At 59.1% G+C, this 20,345-nt stretch carries 19 protein-coding genes; 9 read left to right on the top strand and 10 right to left on the bottom strand.

The features are described 5' to 3' along the window. Window positions 1-8: 8 nt before the first annotated feature. The 4 genes from IEX40_RS04470 to IEX40_RS04485 form a co-directional block, all read right to left on the bottom strand. Window positions 9-1,394: an ethanolamine ammonia-lyase subunit EutB gene (locus IEX40_RS04470; protein ID WP_188745917.1), complete on the bottom strand. Its 1,386-nt coding sequence runs from the start codon at window positions 1,392-1,394 to the stop codon at window positions 9-11. A 104-nt stretch (window positions 1,395-1,498) separates the two neighbouring features. Beyond that, window positions 1,499-1,663, bottom strand: a complete 165-nt coding sequence (locus IEX40_RS04475; protein ID WP_188745918.1) for a hypothetical protein — start codon at window positions 1,661-1,663, stop codon at window positions 1,499-1,501. 84 nt (window positions 1,664-1,747) lie between these two features. After that, a complete protein-coding gene (locus IEX40_RS04480; RefSeq protein ID WP_188745919.1) occupies window positions 1,748-3,076 on the bottom strand; it encodes an ammonium transporter in 1,329 nt (442 codons plus the stop codon). Between the two features lie 291 nt (window positions 3,077-3,367). Beyond that, entirely contained in the window at window positions 3,368-5,719 is a 2,352-nt protein-coding gene (locus IEX40_RS04485) for a DUF1989 domain-containing protein (protein ID WP_188745920.1), read from the bottom strand. 306 nt (window positions 5,720-6,025) lie between these two features. Between IEX40_RS04485 and IEX40_RS04490 the strand changes: the two genes are divergently transcribed. From IEX40_RS04490 to IEX40_RS04510, 5 genes are all read left to right on the top strand, one after another. Beyond that, window positions 6,026-7,216, top strand: coding sequence for a sensor histidine kinase (locus IEX40_RS04490; RefSeq protein ID WP_188745921.1), 1,191 nt, complete (start codon window positions 6,026-6,028; stop codon window positions 7,214-7,216). Continuing rightward, window positions 7,213-7,926, top strand: a complete 714-nt coding sequence (locus tag IEX40_RS04495; protein WP_188745922.1) for a response regulator — start codon at window positions 7,213-7,215, stop codon at window positions 7,924-7,926. Before IEX40_RS04490 ends, IEX40_RS04495 begins: the two co-directional genes overlap by 4 nt. Beyond that, entirely contained in the window at window positions 7,923-8,705 is a 783-nt protein-coding gene (locus tag IEX40_RS04500) for a PAS domain-containing protein (protein ID WP_188745923.1), read from the top strand. The genes IEX40_RS04495 and IEX40_RS04500 overlap by 4 nt, the downstream gene beginning before the upstream one ends. Before the next feature lie 204 nt (window positions 8,706-8,909). Beyond that, window positions 8,910-10,277, top strand: coding sequence for a trimethylamine monooxygenase (locus tag IEX40_RS04505; protein ID WP_188745924.1), 1,368 nt, complete (start codon window positions 8,910-8,912; stop codon window positions 10,275-10,277). Between the two features lie 11 nt (window positions 10,278-10,288). Continuing rightward, the gene (locus IEX40_RS04510; RefSeq protein WP_188745925.1) at window positions 10,289-10,639 is read left to right on the top strand and encodes a cupin domain-containing protein; all 351 of its coding nucleotides are present in this window, start codon (window positions 10,289-10,291) and stop codon (window positions 10,637-10,639) included. A 400-nt stretch (window positions 10,640-11,039) separates the two neighbouring features. On the opposite strand, the gene IEX40_RS04515 is transcribed toward IEX40_RS04510, so the two are convergent. From IEX40_RS04515 to IEX40_RS04530, 4 genes are read right to left on the bottom strand one after another with little or no spacing between them, the layout of a single operon-like run. Next, window positions 11,040-11,378 (bottom strand): DMT family transporter, encoded by a 339-nt coding sequence (locus IEX40_RS04515; protein ID WP_188745926.1) that lies wholly within the window; start codon window positions 11,376-11,378, stop codon window positions 11,040-11,042. Window positions 11,379-11,391: 13 nt separating this feature from the next. Continuing rightward, entirely contained in the window at window positions 11,392-12,411 is a 1,020-nt protein-coding gene (locus tag IEX40_RS04520; protein ID WP_188745927.1) for a heme-dependent oxidative N-demethylase family protein, read from the bottom strand. An 11-nt stretch (window positions 12,412-12,422) separates the two neighbouring features. Further along, the gene (locus IEX40_RS04525; RefSeq protein WP_188745928.1) at window positions 12,423-13,373 is read right to left on the bottom strand and encodes a PDR/VanB family oxidoreductase; all 951 of its coding nucleotides are present in this window, start codon (window positions 13,371-13,373) and stop codon (window positions 12,423-12,425) included. Next, window positions 13,373-13,930, bottom strand: a complete 558-nt coding sequence (locus IEX40_RS04530) for a dimethylamine monooxygenase subunit DmmA family protein (RefSeq protein WP_188745929.1) — start codon at window positions 13,928-13,930, stop codon at window positions 13,373-13,375. Before IEX40_RS04530 ends, IEX40_RS04525 begins: the two co-directional genes overlap by 1 nt. A 461-nt stretch (window positions 13,931-14,391) precedes the next feature. Here IEX40_RS04530 and IEX40_RS04535 point away from each other — a divergent pair, with 461 nt between their 5' ends. Further along, window positions 14,392-15,036 (top strand): helix-turn-helix domain-containing protein, encoded by a 645-nt coding sequence (locus IEX40_RS04535; protein ID WP_188745930.1) that lies wholly within the window; start codon window positions 14,392-14,394, stop codon window positions 15,034-15,036. Between the two features lie 47 nt (window positions 15,037-15,083). On the opposite strand, the gene IEX40_RS04540 is transcribed toward IEX40_RS04535, so the two are convergent. After that, window positions 15,084-15,968 (bottom strand): LysR family transcriptional regulator, encoded by an 885-nt coding sequence (locus IEX40_RS04540; protein WP_188745931.1) that lies wholly within the window; start codon window positions 15,966-15,968, stop codon window positions 15,084-15,086. Between the two features lie 127 nt (window positions 15,969-16,095). Here IEX40_RS04540 and IEX40_RS04545 point away from each other — a divergent pair, with 127 nt between their 5' ends. Together IEX40_RS04545 and IEX40_RS04550 are read left to right on the top strand one after the other, a co-directional pair. Continuing rightward, window positions 16,096-16,797, top strand: coding sequence for a CoA transferase subunit A (locus IEX40_RS04545; RefSeq protein ID WP_188745932.1), 702 nt, complete (start codon window positions 16,096-16,098; stop codon window positions 16,795-16,797). Between the two features lie 66 nt (window positions 16,798-16,863). Continuing rightward, the gene (locus IEX40_RS04550) at window positions 16,864-17,520 is read left to right on the top strand and encodes a CoA transferase subunit B (protein WP_188745933.1); all 657 of its coding nucleotides are present in this window, start codon (window positions 16,864-16,866) and stop codon (window positions 17,518-17,520) included. 201 nt (window positions 17,521-17,721) lie between these two features. Here IEX40_RS04550 and IEX40_RS04555 read toward each other — a convergent pair whose 3' ends face one another. Then, complete coding sequence (locus tag IEX40_RS04555) at window positions 17,722-18,633, bottom strand: LysR family transcriptional regulator (protein WP_188745934.1); 912 nt, start codon at window positions 18,631-18,633, stop codon at window positions 17,722-17,724. Window positions 18,634-18,740: 107 nt separating this feature from the next. On the opposite strand from IEX40_RS04555, the gene mdlC reads away from it, so the two are divergent. Continuing rightward, on the top strand, window positions 18,741-20,330 hold the full coding sequence (gene mdlC / locus IEX40_RS04560) for a benzoylformate decarboxylase (RefSeq protein ID WP_188745935.1): 1,590 nt from the start codon (window positions 18,741-18,743) through the stop codon (window positions 20,328-20,330). The last annotated feature ends 15 nt before the right edge of the window (window positions 20,331-20,345 follow it).

Here is a 20,345-nt window from a genome sequence, read left to right on the forward strand (position 1 = left end):
CACCTCTCTCACAACCGGTCCGCGATATGAGCAAAGGGGGCGGGCAGCTGGTTTCCGGTCGCCAGTCGACCTTCGCCATCGAAGATCCCCATCCGCTGCAGCCAGGCCTCGAACTCCGGTGCCGGCTTCTTGCCCAGCACTTGCCGCGCGTAAAGTGCATCGTGGAAGGAGGTGGTCTGGTAGTTGAGCATGATATCGTCGGAACCGGGTATCCCCATGATGAAGTTGATACCGGCAGTGCCCAGCAGCGTCAGCAGCATATCCATATCGTCCTGGTCCGCTTCGGCATGGTTGGTATAGCAGATATCGCAGCCCATGGGCACGCCGAGCAGCTTGCCGCAGAAGTGGTCTTCGAGTCCAGCACGGATGATCTGCTTGCCGTCATACAGGTACTCCGGGCCGATAAAGCCGACCACCGTATTGACCAGGAAGGGATCGAAGCGGCGCGCCACGGCATAGGCGCGCACCTCACAGGTTTGCTGGTCGACACCCTGATGGGCGTTGGCCGACAACGCGCTGCCCTGTCCTGTTTCGAAGTACATGACGTTGTTGCCCAGCGTGCCACGGCCCAGCTCCAGCGCTGCCCGGTGCGCCTCATCGAGGATCGCCAGATTGATACCGAAGCTGTCGTTGGCGGCCTGGGTGCCGGCGATGGACTGGAACACCAGATCCACCGGCGCACCGCGGTTGATCGCCTCCAGATGGGTAGTGACATGGGTCAGTACGCAGGACTGGGTGGGGATCTCGTAGCGTTGGATCACATCATCCAGCAGTTGCATCAGCCTGGTCACGGCGTGGTAGTTGTCGGTGGCCGGGTTGATTCCCAGCACCGCATCACCGTTGCCGTACAACAGCCCGTCCAGCAGGCTGGCGGCAACACCGGCGGGATCGTCGGTGGGATGGTTGGGCTGCAGTCGGGTAGACATCCGCCCCTTGAGTCCCACCGTATTGCGGAAGCGGGTTACCACCTCGCACTTTGCAGCGACCAGGATCAGGTCCTGCACCCGCATGATCTTCGACACGGCGGCCACCATCTCCGGCGTCAGACCGGGTGCCAGCGCCTGCAGCACTGGGGTCGTCGCCCGCTCCGACAGCAGCCAGTTACGGAACTCACCGACGCTCAGGTGAGACACCGGCGCGAACGCCTGCCGATTGTGGCTGTCGATGATCAGCCGCGTCACCTCATCGCTTTCATAGGGGATCAACGGCTCCTCAAGAAAGCGCTTCAGCGGCACCTCGGCCAGACAGAGCTGAGCCGCCACCCGCTCGGAGGCGTTCTCCGCGGCGATACCAGCCAGACAGTCGCCTGAGCGGAGCGGCGTAGCCTTTGCCATCAGACTCTTCAGGTCTGTGAAGCGATAACGGTTGCCACCCAGATCGATACTATATGCCATAGCGCTACCTCGGCCTTCTGCACGCCCGTTGGTGCAGCTTCGATAACAGATCCTGAACAACAAAAAGCAGCCCGAGCGGGCTGCTTTTCAGCATAGCAACATCACTACTTGTGCTTGTCGAACGCGTCTTTTTCGTGCTTCATGATCGACAGGTTGAGATAGAGGTAGATACCCACCGCTGCTGCCAGACTAATGGCTATACCCATCGGGCTGTCAGCAAAGGTGAATACGGCGGAAGCGCCTTCCCAAGTGGTGATCGGACTGCTCATGATTCACTCCTTTCGTTTTCAAAGATCTGTGTCGATTCGAACCACTACCCGTTGACCAGACGCAGCGGGCAGCGATTCAGCCGATCAGGCCAGTTGATTTTCCTGGCCGGGTTTCAGGGTGTTTTCCACAACCGCGTTAGCTGGAACAGTCTCCGGATAGGGCTTGGCCGGGATTTCGACCAGGTCCAGACCCAGTACTTCGACGTGCGGCGGCACGCGCAGCATGCTCATTTTCTTCATCACGTAGGAGATTCCCCAGCCCGGGATAAAGCCAACCAGGGCCATGATCACAGCACCGAGCAGCTGGCCGGAGAAGGAGATCGGCGGCAGATCACCAACGTTCGGGTAGCCAGCACAGAACACGCCAACCATGACCACTCCGTATAGACCGCAGAAGCCATGCACGGCAACGGCACCCACGGCATCATCCACGCCCAGCTTGTCGACCAGACGACCGATAATCGGCATCAGCGCACCACCACTGGCCGCGACAACGAATGCCAGGCCCGGATAGTAGAGATCAAGCCCCGCCGCTACGGAGATGATGCCGCCCAGACCGCCAGACATGGTCCAGAACGGCTCTCGGGAGGTCATGTAGGCACCGAGTACGCCGCCGGCGAAGCCCATCAGGGTATTGAAGGCGAAGGCGGACAGGTTTGTTGGGTTACCGTATATAGTGGTCCATCCGGTGTCGCCACCGTTGAAGATGATGCAGCCACCGAGGAAGCCGAAGAAGCCGACGATGATCATCATCAGACCGATCAGTGACATCGGCAGGTTGTGCGGCGGAATGTACATCGCGACGCCATCCTTGAACTTGCCGACACGAGCGCCGAGATTCATCAGCACGCCGAGGGCGAAGAAGCCGGCCACGGCATGCACGACACCAGAGGCACCCACATCGTGATAACCCAGCTCGGTCAGCAGCCAGCCGTCCGGATGCCAGCCCCAGGCTCCGGCCAGAATCCAGACTGCGGAACCGAGAATTGCGGCCAGAATCAGGAACGCACTCAAGCGAATCCGTTCGATCACCGCACCCGACAGGATGGAGCCGGTGGTGGCGCCGAACAGAGCGAAGGCAGCGAAGAAGATACCGGTACCCATGTCGGTAACGTCAGGGCCCATACTGGTGCTCCACGGCAGCGCGGCAGAAGCGTCAATAGGAATAAAACCGTTCGGGAAGGCGTTATAGATCCACCAACCGAAGAAGTAGAAGGTGGGAATGATCACCGACAGCGTCAGGATATTCTTCATCCCGGAGGTCAGTGCGTTCTTGACGCGAGATGCGCCAATTTCATAGGCCAGGAAGCCCGCATGGATCATGAACATGATGGCGGTACACCACCAGTAAAACACTTCGACATTCATCGACTGATGCATCTCGAAGGTGCTTTGCAAGGTTTCAACACTCATCGGCTAATCCTCATTAATGCACATAGTTTTATGATTGCTGACAGCCACCATTTAATAACCGTCAGGAATTTTATTTTCTGCAAAAGAAAGCAACCCCTATGCCAACCTTGCATTTTTCCGCCGCATTGACTGCGGTCTTATCCCATCTCTCTGTTTTTGCAGTCTTTTAAACTTCACCGCCTTTGGTCGCCCACTCAGACCAGGGGTTGAACAGGCGCAGATCACGGAAAGATCAGCGAAAAACGAGCATTTTTTGAACACCATGCCCTCTTTTCGACCATGTCGGCCTGTTCAGCTGCGCACCCTGATCCGCTCCGGATCGTGGAACGGCAACGCCACCACCTGACCGGGCAGTCGCTTCTGCTGACCATCCAGCTGCCCCACCTCCAGCCGGGTGCCGGGCTCGGCAAACTCGGGCATCAGCCGCACCAGCGCGATGGTCTTGCCGATCAAAGGTGAACGCGTCGCACTGGTCACAACCCCAACCGGGAAGCGGCCATTGAACAGCTGATCGCCGTGGCTGATCAGATCCTCGCTATCGAGTACCAGCCCCATCAGCCGCTCCCGGTCGCTGGCCGGAATGCGCGCCAGCGCAGTGCGGCCAACGAAATCCTCCTCCTTGCTCTTCAACGGCACGGTAAAACCGATGCCGGCGGCGTAGGGATCGGTCTCCGGGCAGAACTCGTAACCGGCGAAGATCAATCCGGCCTCGATGCGCAGCATGTCCAACGCATCGAACCCCAGTGGCGCCAGTCCAAGAGGCTGGCCCGCCTGCCAGATCGCATCCCAGAGCTCAGCTCCCTGATCCGGGTGGCACCAGACCTCGAAGCCAAGCTCGCCGGTATAGCCGGTGCGCGACACCATGACCGGTATCCCCTGTGGGCCGCCGAGTCGGCCGACGGTAAAGTGGAACCAGGCAAGACTCTCCACTGGTGTGTGCGCTTCGGGTGTCCAGATGATCTTGCTCAACAGTGCGCGACTTTGAGGCCCCTGCACGGCCAGGTTGTGCAGCTGATCGGTGGACTCCTGCACACGCACCCGGTAGCCCTCGCGCGCGGCCAGCTCGCGCAGCCAGATACCGGTGTAGGGGTCACCGCAGATCCAGCGGAACGCCTGCTCCCCCATGCGGAACAGAGTGCCATCATCGATCATGCCGCCGGTTTCGTGACAGATCGCCGAGTAGACTACTGCACCTATCGCCAGACGGCGCACGTTACGGGTCAGCGCCTTTTGCAGCAGCGCCTCGGCATCGGGCCCGGTAACCTCAAACTTGCGTAGCGGAGACAGATCCATCACCGCGACCCGCTCACGGCAGGACAGATACTCCGCGCGGGCACCAAAGCCGTCGAACTCGGTGGGTACCCAATAACCACGGTACTCGGTGAAGTGTCGGGTCAGCGCCGAGGTGCGGCTGTGGAAAGCGGTTGGCTTGGTCATACGGGCAGGCTCCAGCGGGGTGGTTCGGGTCGCGATAGCGCGTGGAAATTCAGCGTCGGCGGCAAAGATGCGTATATGGATATCGGTAGGACACCAGCCATTGGCCGGATCGATGTCGTCCGGGCAGGCGGACGATACGCAGAGCAGATCGCGACTGGCACGCATCAGCACGTAATCGCCGGGACGCGACCAGGGCTCATCCATGCCGATCGTGCCGCAGGGCTGCGCCTGGGTGTTGAAAAAGAAGTTGATCGCCGGCCAGCCTGCCCGCGGCCTTACCCCATAGGGCTTGAGCGCCCTATTGAAGTTGGCGGTGCAACTGATGTGACCGAAGTAGCCTGCGTCCTCGTAGTACTTCGATGTGCAGGCGAACAGAAAGCTGTCGTGGCGACCGACAGTGTCCTGCACCAGCTCCAGCATCGTCACCATATTCTGGTCGGCGAAGCGGGAATACAGTCCCGGCTGCGGCAGCGCTACCCCCGCCAGGGTACGGGTGGCGGTGCTATCCAGCACGATCTCGTCACCTCGCTTGATCGCGTCCAGATCGAAGGCGATAAAGTCCGAGCACTGTTTGCCGGCCACGTCGCTAACCTGTATCCACTCCCCCGCCTTCACCTCATAGGCACGGGCACTGGAGTGAGGCACATGGATCTCGCGAATGGGTAACGGCTGATCGTCGCTATCAGTGGCGGGCAACGGCAGGTCGGTCAGCGGCGCCGATCGATAACGATGCTCGATAAGCAGCTCACCGGAAGCGACGTGCTGGTCTACCGCCATATCGAGACCCGGCGCCAGCAACAGCAACGTGACCGGACTCGCATCCGGCGGCAGTACAAGGCTAAACGGCAGCTGCCCGGCGTCCAGCTGCCAGCCCTGCGCGAGCGCCGGGTCTGCAACGCCGAACCGTTCCAGCTGTCGATGCAGCCGTTTGGCGCTGGCACCGGACTGTGCCAGTTGCGCCCGGTATAAGGAGGCGGGTTCGACCACGTCCGGCAACAGCGCTGCAACCTGATCACGGGAATAGTCATCCAGCGGCAGCAACTCGCAGCACTGGATCGCATCCGGTGAAACGATCTCGATACTCTCACCCGATCGTAGCGACAGCCAATGCGCGCTCTGGCCCGGTATGCGATGGGTTCTGTGTTGGGAGGTCAGTCCCCAGACAGCGGGTATCTCTCCCCCATCGACTGGCACGGTGGGATTCATCTGCGATTCTCCTTTCGGGTCGGCCACTCGAATAGCCGGGGTAGCGCTCAGGCAGTTCGCCTCATCCAGGTGCACAGGACACTCACAAGATCCAGCCTGGTGCACCGAAGCGCTCACCGATGTGACCGAGAAAAACAATAACTGATGGGAAAAAATGTTTACTTACAAGAGTTAATGATTCAATGCACAAGAGGGGATACCCCAAAGGGGTTAGTCCCCCTTCGCTGGCATGTTTGCTGCAGCAAGACCGCTATCGCGCAATCGGATCGGAAGCAGAAAGATCAACGAGTTAACACGGAGAGGGTGATGGACAGAGCTGAACGGCAAGTAGATTTAAGACCGATTGGCTGGGTACGTCGGCTGCTGGGGCAGACGGGCAGCGACCGTCGGAACGTGCTAGCTGTCACCTCTCAACGGGGCACTCAAGAGTCCCAACTGCAAAGCCTCAGCCTCTCGCTGGCCGCCTGTTCCGATCCCGTTGAAGCTCTGCCAGACCTGCTACAGCCGTATGAGAACACATTGAGCCTGGAGCACGAATGCCGACTCCTGCTCGCCGCCAAACTGCCCGGCCATGCCGATGTCCGCCTGATCACTACCGCGCACGGAGAACTGCCGACAGGTCTGCCTGCGTTTCTGCGCTATCAGTTCAGCGGTCCGCTCAAGGCCCTGGATGCCCGGCAACCCCACGCGATCCCCTTTCCCGGCAGCAACCTGAATCTGCAGTTGATCAAGCTGAACATCTCTGAACTCGATGCAGGATTGTTGCTTGTCAGTGAGTACCCGCTCTCCGGCATGAGCCGTCACCATATGATCGAGATCGCCAGCGCTCTGTCTCAGGGTCTCGGCGTCTGGGCAAAGCACCAACGGCGCCTGGAAAAGGCGGTCAGCAGCGAACGTCGCGCCCACGCCGCCGAGTTGCATGACTCGCTGGCACAGATACTTGGCTATCTGCGGCTGACCACCTCTCGCCTCGACTCCCGATGCAGTAAATGCAACCAGCCGGAGCTACAGGCACTGGCCGCCGACCTGTCACAACAAACCAAACACGCCTATCGACTGATGCGCGACCTGATCAGCAGCTCTCGACTGACCCTTGAAGGTGGCTCTCTGCACACGGCACTGGCTGCCGCCGTCGAGGAGTTCGAACAGCGCAGCGGCCTGGTGTTCGAATTGGATGATCGCTGCCAAAACCTGGAACCGGACGAGAATACCGCCATCCAGCTGGTGATGATCGTCCGCGAAGCGCTGTGTAACGCGGTACGTCACGCCCATGCCAGCCACCTGCGCGTACAGCTCCTGCCTTCTGGGCCGAACGCGCTGCTACTGCGCATCGAGGATAACGGCCAGGGGATCGACCCTTCACGCAAGCGTCGCGACAGTTTCGGTCTCGGCATCATGCAGGAGCGCGCGGCGCGCATCGGTGCCCGCCTCAAGATCGACAACCGCCCCGGCGGCGGCACCCGCCTTGAGCTGACAATGGATAATAAAGAGCCATGAGCGATCACTCCGAACAGCAGAACCTGGACTGGCACGAACCCGCTGACCCTGTCGCCAATGTCGTGCTGGTAGATGACCATCCTCTGTTCCGTCGAGGCGTGGCGGACCTGCTCAACGAAAGCGGTCGCTTCAGGGTACTGGCGGACTTCGATTGTGCAGCCGCCCTGCTCGGCGAACTCGACCAGTTGCAGCCTGATCTTGCACTCATCGATATGCATATGCCGGGAGAGGACGGGTTGTCACTGTTGATACAACTCAAATCGCGCCTGCCCGATCTACGGGTAGTGATGCTGACCGCCTCAGACGACAGCGACCATCTGTTGCAGGCGATCCAGTCCGGCGCCGACGGCTACCTGCTCAAGGAGACCGATGCTGACCTGATCCTGCAGCGACTGGAGGGGGTACTCGAGGGAAAGGTAGCACTGGACGACGAAGCGCTGTTGTTGCTGACCCAGCGTCTGAGGGAACCGGCGAGCAACCCTTCGCCACATCACTCATCGACACTGGATGAGATCACTCTGCGCGAACGGCAGACACTGGCCCTGATCGCCTCGGGAATGAGCAACAAGTTGATCGCCCGCGAACTGGGGATCAGCGACGGCACGGTCAAGGTGTATGTCAAAGCGCTGCTGCGCAAGCTCAATCTGCACTCCCGACTTGAACTGGCGGCCTGGGTTCATGCCCATCCGGAGGTGGAACTAGCACCATGAGCCTGCTCGATTTTGCCCTGCGACGTCGTAGCGAAGCAGACACACTCTCCCCGTCCACCCTGCTCGACAGTCTCGACGAGGCGGTACTGGCGATCGATGCCGACGAGCGCATCCTATGCTGCAACGCACGCTGGCGTACGTTAACCGGTGGCGATGGGGCCATTGGCGACCGACTCAAGGATCATCTTCACCCTGCCGACCTGGCATTGTGGCGAGAAGCGCTGGAACAGCTGCACGCAGGTCGAAAGCCGGCGCCTATCTGGATGCGCCTGCCTGTGGGGCAGGAGCTGCACTGGTGCGAACTGCGCGCACAGCCGCTCTACCCGGACCGCGACTGGCCGGTGAGCCTGACCCTGTGTGACATCACCCCACAGGTTCGCAAGGAACAGGTCCGCGATGCCCACCACCGCAGCCTGAGCCAGCTGGTATCCAACCTGCCGGTGATGCTTTACCGCGCCCGCAACAACCGCAACTGGAGCATGGAATTCGTCAGCGTGGGCTGCCTGGAGCTGACCGGCTACAGCGCCGATGCACTGGTGAACCAGCCGCGCCTGAGCTATGGCGCGCTGATCCATCCCGAGGATGCAGGCCCGGTATGGGATCAGGTTCAGGATGCGCTGCATCGCCATGCTCCGTTCGAGCTGCACTACCGTATCCTGCACGCCGACGGGTCGGTTCGCTGGGTCAGTGAGAAGGGCCAGGGACTATACTCCTCAGCTGGCGCCGTGCTGGGGGTTGAGGGTGTGATCTTTACCCTCGGTTCACCGCTATCTGCCTAGTTTTTTCTCTCGGTTCTGGCAAAACGGTCCTTTATTTTCCCTATGTTTTCACCAGATTTTGCCGCTGGTTTACCTCTCCGACTACCCCCTTTTACCTACCCTTTATGAGGAATTATCTCCCGGCGTCCAAGCCGGTAATTTAGGTCTCGATCACCCGAACCCGTTGACCCAGCTACAGGTAATAACGAGCACAGGAGAGACCTGATGAACAAACGCGTAGCCATTATCGGCGCCGGTCCCAGCGGTCTGGCGCAGCTTAGAGCCTTCCAGTCTGCCCAGGCCAAGGGAGCCGAGATACCGGAGCTGGTCTGTTTTGAAAAACAGAGCGACTGGGGTGGTATGTGGAACTACACCTGGCGCACTGGACTGGATGAGAACGGCGAGCCGGTGCACGGCAGCATGTACCGCTACCTCTGGTCCAACGGACCCAAGGAGTGCCTGGAGTTCGCCGACTACACCTTTGACGAGCACTTCGACAAGCCGATCGCCTCCTACCCGCCTCGTGAAGTACTCTGGGACTACATCAAGGGCCGAGTGGAAAAGGCCGACGTGCGCAAGTATGTCCGCTTCAACACCCCGGTACGCAACGTCAGCTACGATGCCGACAGTGGCCTGTTCACCGTGACCGTACATGACCACAACACCGACACCGTCTACAGCGAGACCTTCGACTATGTCGTCTGCGCCAGCGGTCACTTCTCCACCCCGAAAGTACCCGAGTTCCCCGGTTTCAAAACCTTTGGGGGCCGCATTCTGCACGCCCACGACTTCCGCGATGCACTTGAATTCAAGGGCAAGGATATCCTGATCGTCGGCGCCAGCTACTCCGCCGAGGATATCGGCTCCCAGTGCTACAAGTACGGCGCGCGCTCAATCACCAGCTGCTACCGCACCGCGCCGATGGGCTTCAAGTGGCCCGATAACTGGGAGGAGAAGCCGAACCTGACGCACGTGGACGTGGAGCACGCCTACTTTGCCGACGGCAGCAGCAAGAAGATCGACGCGATCATTCTCTGCACCGGCTACCTGCACTACTTCCCGTTCCTCTCCGATGATCTGCGCCTGGTGACCGATAACCGACTCTGGCCGCTGAACCTGTACAAGGGCGTAGTCTGGGAAGACAACCCGAAATTTTTCTATGTCGGCATGCAGGACCAGTGGTACTCGTTCAACATGTTCGATGCCCAGGCCTGGTATGTACGCGACGTCATCATGGACCTGATCCCGCTGCCCTCGAAGGAGGAGATGGCCGCCGACAGCATGGCCTGGCGCGAGCGTGAGCTGAAGCTGGAAACCGCTCAGGAGATGTACGAGTACCAGGGTGCCTACATCCTGCACCTGATCGAGGCCACCGATTACCCGACCTTCGATATCGACGGCGTCAACCGTACCTTCCTGGAGTGGAAGAAGCACAAGAAGGAGAACATCATGACCTTCCGCGACCACTCGTACACCTCGTTGATGACCGGAACGGTAGCACCACCGCACCACACCCCCTGGCTGGAGGCGTTGGACGACTCTCTGGAGGCCTATCTGGGCGACGGCAACAAAGAAGTTAAGCAGGCCAGCTGAGGAGTGGATCCATGAGCAGCATTACTAAACTGCCGCCACGCAAGGTCCAGCCGATCACGGATGACCTGCCCGGCTGGACTAAGGTCGAAGGTGATCCGAGCATGACCACCTGGGTCGAGTATACGGCCAAGGATGAGTCGATGATCGCTGGTTGGTGGACCGCCACACCTGGCACCTACCATGCCAAATATGCGAGCTGGGAGTTCGTACATATGATCGAAGGCAAGGTCGTCATCACCGCCAAGGGGGAGGATGCGGTCGAGGTAGGCCCAGGCGATGCCTTTGTCATTGAGGCCGGTTTTGACGGCACCTGGGAGATCAAAGAACCGGTCCTGAAGCACTTCACGATCAGGTTGAAGTAAGCAGTAAAGCCCCTCACAACACCCGGCAGGCGCCGGGTGTTTTCGTTACGGTCATATCAGCACAGCCCCTCCGCCCTAATGGCTGAACTAGCCCAGCGGCCGGCTGAGCGGCAACAGCCAGTCCCCTCCCCGGTAAAGATCCAGATCCTGGCATACAGATGCGCGGCCGATCGGTCCTGGCCTGGAAGCGCCTGTGATTGCTCCCGACGAGGTCGCAAAGGCGAACACAGGGATTCGCTAGCTCTCTAATAAGGAACAGCGGGTACAACAGCGCCAGCGCGAAAAAATCGGGGTATAGGTAGTGGGTGGCTAAGCGTATCATTGAATAAAAAACGGGTGGGCTTTGGCTAACCACGCCATCCCCCACCCGCCTCTCTGCTCCGTGACGCTGCTAACTGAATCAGCTCAGTGAATCAGATGCGCCCTCGCCAAACAGCTTCAGACCCACCACACCGGCGATGATCATGCCGATACAGAGCATGCGCATCAGTCCACCCGGCTCCTGCATGAACAGTATGCCGACCACCGCCAGCGCCGCGGCACCGATACCGGACCAGACAGCATAGGCGGTACCGACCGGTATGGTGCGCATTGCGAGGGAGAGCAGCGTCAGGCTCAGCAGGATCAACACTGCGGTGAACAGCGACGGCCAGAGCCGGGTAAAGCCGTCACTGTATTTCAGACCGATCGCCCAGAGGCACTCCAGCACCCCGGCGACCAACAGATAGATCCACCCCACCGACGCCCCCTCTTCAGTTGGCTGGATCGAACTGGGACAACCACTCCACCACCATCGGGTGGTAACGGGTCAGTCCCTTGTACTCGATCAGCTCCGGCTTCAGGTCCTTCATCACCCGGTGCATCCGCTTGGCCCATTCGGGATTGGTGGACAGATCACGCAGGCTGATCAGGTAGGTGCGGATGCTGAACATCAGCGCATTGCTGCGCGACATGCGGTCCAACACCTGCAGTTCGACACGCAGATGCACCTTGTCAGCCACGTTTTCCGGCGTCACACTGAGACGGTCCGCGCCCCACTCGGAATAGGTCTCCGGCGAGGTATCCATGCGCGCATTGATGGTGAGGGTCCAGTTCAGACGACGCACCGGGCGCCCCTGAGGGATGGCACAGAGGTATTTCAGTGCCCGGTCAAAGATTCCCATACCGTGCGCCATCGGCACCGGTCCATGCCACTCTTTGAAGCTCATACCGGCATCAAACGCCAGTGACCAGTCCGCAGGACAGGTGACAATTCCAGCATCGAGGAACAGGTCGCCATCACGCTGATCCAGCAGCGCGATATCGCCCTGCAACTGACGACCGATATACTCCATCGGCGGCAGCGGCAGCGTGCTGCTGTCACCGAAGGTAAAACTGTCCTTAAGGTTGAGCAGCTTGTTCTCCCAGGTCCAGCTATCGCCCTCCCGCTGCAGCGTGAAATGCTGCGGATAGTCGGTGGAGAGACTGGTCATCGCCCGCTCGATCAGGTCCCAGCAGGCCTGATCCATATGCGGCATCGCCAGGCAGCGCTTGGGATTCTCTTTCAACACCAGATCACGCTCATGCATCTCAGACAGATAATGCTCATCGATATCGAACAGGAACTCGAACACCGAGCCCTCAGGCCCCGGTGTCACATGGGGTTCGATATTGACCGAGTACATGTACTCATCTTCGGGAAACGGAAAAGGAAAGCGCGCGATCGCGCCCGGGCTGTTGCTATAAGTGAAATCGCCGCGAAAACTTTGAATCGGCTTGGGTGACATACGCATGTTCTGTGCTCCTAGAGATCCAGTACCAATCGTTTACCTGCCGCGCGCGATACACAGGGCATGATGCAGTTGCCCTCGGCGCGCTCGTCGGCGGTAAGGAATTGATCGCGGTGGTCAGGTTCGCCCGCCACTACTCGCGTTTTGCATTGTCCGCAAACGCCCCCACGACAGAGGCTGGGTACTGCAATGCCGGCATCCTCCAACGCTTCCAGTAGCGAGGTATCGCCATCAACAGCGAGCGTCCGCCCGCTGCTGTTAAGCTCCACCTCAAACGGGTATCCTGGCTGCGGCGCGGCAAAGGCTTCGAAATGGATATGGCTGGTGGGCCAGCCCAGTGCCTGTGCCACCTCCTGTACACCGGCGATCAGGGTTTGAGGACCGCAGATATAGATGTGGGTGCCACGCGGCTGATCTCCGAGCAGTTCGCCCAGATCGCAACGGATGCCCTCATCGGCGTCGTACAGATAGCAGCGCTCGCCCAGCTCACTGGCCAACTGCTGCCGATAGGCGCCGGTCTGCTTGCTGCGGAACAGGTAGTGCAGCTCGAAGCCGGCACCCACACGCTGCAGCGCTGGGAGATAGGACATAAACGGCGTAATGCCGACACCTCCGGCAATGAGTAGATGCTTACGCGCCCCCCAGTTGGGCGCGAACAGGTTGGCTGGTGGCGTGATGGCCAGCTCGTCGCCAACCTTGACCTGCTCATGCATAAAGCGCGAACCACCGCGGGAGTGCTCCTGCAGTCGCACCGCAATGCGATAGCAAGCGGCATCGCGCGGCTCGCTCAGCAGTGAATAGGCGTTGCGATGCGAACGTGGCTGGTCCGGCATCTCCACGATCACATGACTGCCGGGGGAAAACGGCATCAGCTCCCCATCTACCGGCACGAGCTGAAATTCCCGGATCAGCGGCGCCACCTGCTCGATAGCGTCGACCCGGACACGAATCTTGTCGATAGTCATCAGCTCAGCGCCTCCGGTTCGGGGATTTCAGCAGGATCTTCCGCATTGATCTGTACGCCGACGTACGCGGCGTGCAGTTTGGAGTAGTGATCACGCACCAGCAGCAGCCGGCCACAGCCGGAGCATGTCTGCGGCGAATGGCTCACCTCCTCTGTTATGGCGTAGCAATGGGTACAGAACAGCCGACGGGCGTTACCGACCGGTTCACACATCTGAATCTGCTCGTCGGCAAACCCGACGCTACGCGCCAGATTGCGCAGGTCCCACATAAATGCCTCGGGACCGGACAGATAGATAGCGGTAGCCAAAGGGGCGTCGCAAAGCGCCGCACCGACCTGTTCAGCCAGCAGCGAATGCCCCTTTTCGTCAACGGCGCCCCTGGCATCCGTTGCAGAAAAGACCAGCAACTGACGTTGCGTCTGCGGTATCGCATCGATCAGCGTTTGCAGTGCCGACTGCCCTTCGGCAGTGCAGATAAACAGATGCAACTTCGCGTTAATTTGGACAGTCACCGGGCCGTAACTCGGACGACTTTTGATAAGCGGCTCGATCGTCATAACCTCACCTATGATCCTCGTGAATGTAGTAAATCCGGAACTCCAGACGTTGATCACCTTCACCCGGAAGACGCCAGCCCACGACTTTACTTAAAGGATACTTAATTTCCTACAAGGAAAAGCAACTTCCACACCAAAAACCGCAACCGACTGATCTTAAAGGCATTAATAAAAATAGGGGTTTGATTGATTGCTGATGAGCTAACCAAAAGTGTGCACCCATGGCCTATTAAGCCTCGTGTTGATGCACGCTCAGTCAAACGCCCTTAAGGGATGCCCCAAAGCAGGACAAGCGCACCGGTCACAGACACATTTCACTGTGGAGAAAAACCCTACACTTACGCGCGCTCGACGAAGCTGAAAAGCGTAGTCAAAAAAACACATTAGCTATAAAAAGTTTCTTTACAGGAATTACCGAGATACACTGTTTGACAGAACTTGTTCCGTAATCGGGTAGCTGCATGACCACATCTCGACATATAGACGCTCTGGAGAAGGGCGAAATCAGTTTCAGTCGCGAGAGTCGCGACCCGAGAATGAAGCTTGAGCAGTACATCGCCATGCAGGTCAAAGCGAAACGTACCCAACAGGGGCTGAAGATAACCGACGTGGCCCGCATCGCCGGACTCAGCCAGGGGATGGTCAGCAAGATTGAAAATGCCCAGGTCTCGACCAGTCTGGAGACCCTCAGCCGTTTGTGCGATGCGATCGGATTGCCGATATCCCAGCTATTCAGCAGCTACGACCACCCTACCGGTAACGCTCAACTGACCAAAGCCGGCGAAGGCAAAGAGGTGGTGCGACGAGGCACCGACAAGGGCCATACCTACCAGTTGCTCAATACCCAGCGCGGCAAGAAATCCAGCTATGAGCCCTTCCTGATCACCATGGACGATGCCAGCGAGGTGTTTCCTACCTTCTCTCACCCGGGGCAAGAGTTCATTTACATCCTCAAGGGGCAGATCCTCTATCGCCACGGCAACCAGCTGTTTGAGATGGGCCCCGGCGATTCTCTGGCGTTCGACGCCGAGGTGCCGCACGGTCCCGAGGAGCTGCGTGAAGTGCCGCTACAACTGCTGTCATTCATACTCTACGATGATAAGTGACTCAGGACGCAGCTGGTCCTGATTGTTATAGATGTTTATCTAGCGGCCTACTCCGCAAAGGTTTCCAGCAGTACTCCCTGCAACGCCTCGGCGGCCACGGACAGGCTGTGCCGCGTCTTGGTCAGAATCCCGACCTGGCGCGAAATAGTTGGCTCCACCAGTCGGGAGCAATGCGCACCCAGCTCCTCCATCTGCTGGCGGCAAAGGGCGGGCACTGCACCGACACCCAGCCCTGTTGCAACCATGCGACCAACGGTGGCCAGCTGGTGAGCGTCAAACGCAACGCGAAGCGACATTCCCCGTTGCGCCAGCTGAGTTTCGATCAGTTGACGCACCGTCGAAGGGCGCTGGAGTGTGATGAAATCGTAGCTGAGCAGTTGCGTCCAGCTAATCTCGGACGCTCCTGCATCGGGATGATCGGCAGGCAATACCGCGATAAACTCGTCATTGAACAGCGGCTGAAACCTCAGCTCCTCATGCGGGCCCGGGTCGAAGGTGATGCCGATCTCGATCCGGCCATCGCGCACCATATCCACCACCCGCTCTGCGATCACGTCGTGTACCTCGACACGAATATTGGGGTACTGGGCGCGATAGGCAAGTAGCGCGCTGGGCAGCAGGCTGCCCGCAAACGAGGGCATAGCGGCTAACGCCACCTTGCCCCGCTGCAGCGAAAAACGCTGTTGTAGCTCCTCCTCTGCATTGTCCCAGTCCGCGAGCAAACGCTGCCCAATCTCATAAAGGGCTTGCCCCTCCGGCGTCAGCGCTACCGTTCGGGTGGTTCGTGTCAGCAGCGGCCCGCCGAGGGATTCCTCCAGCTTCTTGATCGCCAGGCTCAACGCCGGTTGCGACAGGAACACCTGCTGCCCCGCTTCGGCGAAACTCTTGGTGCGGGCCACCGCCAGGAAGGCACGAAGCTGCTTGACCGTCATATTTATTTTCCAAATCAATACGAACAAAAAACAAATTTAATAAATACAACGAGATCCTGCAAACTCGTTCGCCAGTCACAAAGACTTTCACCTCGCTGATAACGCTAACTAAAAGCAGGAGTGTTGTATGGCCGGATTTGACAAGGTCGTAGGCAGTTATGAAGAAGCCATGGCAGGACTGGACAACGGCATGACCGTCATCGCCGGAGGCTTCGGTCTGTGCGGCATCCCTGAGAACCTGATCGCCCAGATCAAGCGCATGCGGGTCCGCGACCTGACCATCGTATCCAACAACTGTGGCATCGACGGCTTCGGCCTCGGCATTCTGCTTGAGGACAAGCAGATCCGCAAAATGATCTCCTCCTATGTCGGCGAGAACGCGCTGTTCGAAAAGCAGTTGCTGGAGGGCGAGCTTGAAGTCGAGCTCACCCCGCAGGGCACCCTGGCCGAGAAGATGCGCGCCGGCGGCGCCGGTATCCCCGCCTTCTACACCGCCACCGGCTACGGCACCCCGGTCGCCGAAGGCAAAGAGGTACGCGAGTTCAACGGCCGTCCGCACATCCTGGAACAATCCATTCGTGGCGACTTTGCCATCGTGAAGGGCTGGAAAGCCGACCGCTACGGCAACGTGGTCTACCGCCACACCGCACAGAACTTCAACCCGATGGCCGCGACCGCCGGCAAGATCACCGTGGTCGAGGTCGAGGAGATCGTCGAACCGGGAGAGCTGGATCCGACCCAGATCCACACCCCCGGCATCTATGTCGATCGCCTGATACAGGGCAGCTTCGAGAAACGTATCGAACAGCGCACCGTCCGTAGCGCCTGAGCCCAACGACCTTAACACTCAACGCCGGAGCCGAGGCGACGGCGGAACGATGATGGAGAGACCACAATGGCCCTTTCTCGTGAACAGATTGCAAAGCGCGTGGCGCGCGAACTGAAAGACGGTTACTACGTCAACCTGGGGATCGGCATCCCCACGCTGGTAGCGAACTACGTCCCGGAGGGTATGGAGGTGATGCTGCAGTCGGAAAACGGTCTGCTCGGCATGGGCCCCTTCCCCACCGAAGCGGAACTGGATGCCGACATGATCAACGCCGGCAAGCAGACGGTAACGACCCTGCCCGGCGCATCGATCTTCTCCTCGGCCGAGTCCTTCGCCATGATCCGTGGCGGCCATGTGGATCTGACCGTACTCGGTGCATTCGAGGTCGACGTTCAGGGCAATATCGCCTCCTGGATGATCCCAGGGAAGCTGGTCAAAGGGATGGGCGGCGCCATGGACCTGGTTGCGGGCGCCGACAACATCATCGTCACCATGACCCACGCCTCCAAGAACGGCGAATCCAAGCTGCTGGAGCAGTGCACCCTGCCGCTGACCGGTGCCGGTTGCATCAAGAAAGTCCTGACCGATCTGGCTTGGCTGGAGATTGAAAACGGTACCTTCGTGCTGAAAGAGCGCGCCCCCGGCGTATCGGTAGAAGAGATCGTGGCCAAAACCGCCGGCCGTCTGGTGGTACCCGATCACGTCCCCGAAATGACTTTCTGAGCTTCAAACACCTAGTCTTGCACCTCCGTTGTTGTAACCTTGCTCAGACCCAATCCGTTCTCCTGCGGGTTGGGTATTTTTTTGTCCGAATGCAGCAGGACCTGAAACGACGAAGCCCGGCTGATTGCTCAGCAGGGCTTCTGTATAGAATGGCGGCCATTTGGCGATCTGCTCCCTGAAGGGCAGGGTACGAGAAGATCGTTACCCCGTTATCGAATCAGGCTGGGCAACCGCAGCAATAACCCGTTCTCTAAACCAACGCTGAGAGTGTGAATGCTCATTGCGTGCCAACCAATAGAGTGCCACCTCAACCCCCGGTACCTGAAACGGAAGAGGACAAATCTTGAGCGGCGCCATCGCCGAAAACGCCTGGGCTATTTTGCCCGGCACGATCGCCAGCAGGTCCGTCTCACGCAAAACCGACGGCAGGACCGAGAAATGCGGCAGCACCAAGCTCACCTTTCGCCGCACACCCAGTTCCGCCATGACCTCCTCGGCTAGTCCATGGCCCAGAGAGCGGCTGACAACTGCATGCTTGCGCTCGAGGAACTGTTGCATTGTCAGTTCGTCCCCCTGAGGGGCGCTCTGCGCATTCATCACACAGACGTAGCGTTCCTCAAGAATCACACGCCGCTCAATGTCAGAGCCCGCTATGGGCCTGCTGCAGATCACGGCGTCTACCTTTCCGGTCACCATCCATTCGTACGCCTTATCGATCTCCAGGGGAACAACTTCCAGTTCCACATTGGGCGCCTGGAGTTGCAACTCTCTGAAGATATGGGGCAACAACGCCATCTCTCCCAAATCGGTCATCGCGACCGTAAAGCGCTTCTCCGAAATCAACGCCTCAAAACTCCTGGCACTATCAATGGTGTTCTCTATCTGGGTAAGAGACTGCCGCAGTACCTGATAAAGCTGGGTAGCGACGGCCGTGGGCTCCATCCCCTCCTTGGTCCTCACGAACAGGCGGTCATTCAACAGATCCCGCAATCGGGATAGGGCGTAACTCACCGAAGGTTGGGTGACGAATAGCTGCTCGGCAGCGAGGGTCACGCTTCGTGCCTCATACAACACCACAAATGTGCGGACCAGATTCAGATCAATACCAGACAAAAATAAATACCCTCTATTTTTGTTAGAAATACTATCAATTTGATCAATTAAATCAGGCGCAATAAGGTGTGTTCAAGCATTAATCGATCTAATAAGAGACACCTTCTATGGCAACCGTACATTCAGCGACCTATGAGCTGTTGCGCAATCAGGGCATCACCAAGGTTTTCGGTAATCCCGGCTCGAACGAGCTGCCTTTTCTAAAAGGCTTTCCGGAAGATTTTCAGTATATCCTGGGATTGCACGAAGGGGTTGTCATGGGTATCGCCGACGGATACGCCCTGGCGGGATCCAGACCGGCGTTCGTCAACCTCCACGCCGCTGCCGGCACCGGCAACGCGATGGGCGCGCTGACCAACTCCTGGTATTCACACTCGCCTCTGGTTGTCACTGCCGGTCAGCAGGCTCGCTCGCTGGTGGGCGTCGAAGCGATGCTGTCCAATGTCGATGCCACCCAACTGCCGCGTCCGTTGGTTAAGTGGAGCTATGAACCCACTTGGCCCGGCGATGTTCCGCGCGCCCTGAGTCAGGCCATTCATATGGCAACCCAACCGGCGCCTGGACCGGTTTACGTCTCCATCCCCCATGACGACTGGGAGAGGGAGATCGACGATGATGCGCTACTACTGGCCGACCGCCAGGTAGCCACCGCCGGACGTCCCTCCACAGCCCAGCTTAGCAACCTGGCGGACCGGCTAAACAATGCAAGCAACCCGGTACTGGTGCTCGGTCCGGACGTGGATGCATACCAGGCCAACGCGATGGCTGTCGAACTGGCGGAGAAGCTGGCCGCTCCGGTATGGGTAGCCCCTTCCGCTCCGCGCTGCCCCTTCCCGACTCGACACCGCTGCTTCCGCGGCGTTCTGCCGGCGGCCGTTGCCGGAATAACGGCAAGGCTCGAAGGGCACGACCTGATCGTTGTGATCGGAGCGCCGGTATTTCGCTATCACCAGCATGCCCCGGGCAACTACCTGCCTAAAGGTGCCAAGCTCATTCACCTCACCTGCGACCTTCAGGAAGCGTCTCGCGCGCCAATGGGAGACGCACTGATCGGCGACATCAGCGAAATGCTCAATCTGCTTTTGCTGAACATCCAGCAGACCGATCGAGCGATGCCCGAACCGCTCCCCCTGCCGATTCCGCATGCAGACTCTCAAGAGGGGCCGCTGGCACCGGAGGTGGTCTTTGATGAACTGAATGCCCTGGCGCCGGAGGATGCGATCTATGTAAAGGAGTCCACCTCCACCGTCACCGCCTTCTGGCAGCGGGTCGAGATGCGACATCAGGGTAGCTATTACTTCCCTGCCGCAGGCGGTCTTGGCTTTGGTCTGCCTGCGGCCGTCGGTGCTCAGCTTGCACAGCCGGATCGCCAGGTGATCGGCATCATCGGCGATGGGTCTGCCAACTACTCCATCACGGCGCTGTGGACTGCCGTTCAGTATCAGATCCCGGTGATCTTCATCATTTTGAAGAACGGCACCTACGGCGCATTACGCTGGTTCTCACGCATTCTGGATGCAGAGGATTCTCCCGGTCTGGACGTACCCGGACTGGATTTCTGTGCCATCGCCAAGGGCTACGGCGTCGATGCCGTCACAGTGAATACACGAGAAGAGTTCAGAACCGAGTTCAACAAGGCGCTTAAAGCGCAGGGTCCCGTACTTCTGGAAGTACCAACCACGACAATTGAACCCTGAGTTTACAACCAAAAA

Source organism: Marinobacterium zhoushanense (genome assembly GCF_014641945.1).
Taxonomy (GTDB): domain Bacteria; phylum Pseudomonadota; class Gammaproteobacteria; order Pseudomonadales; family Balneatricaceae; genus Marinobacterium_D; species Marinobacterium_D zhoushanense.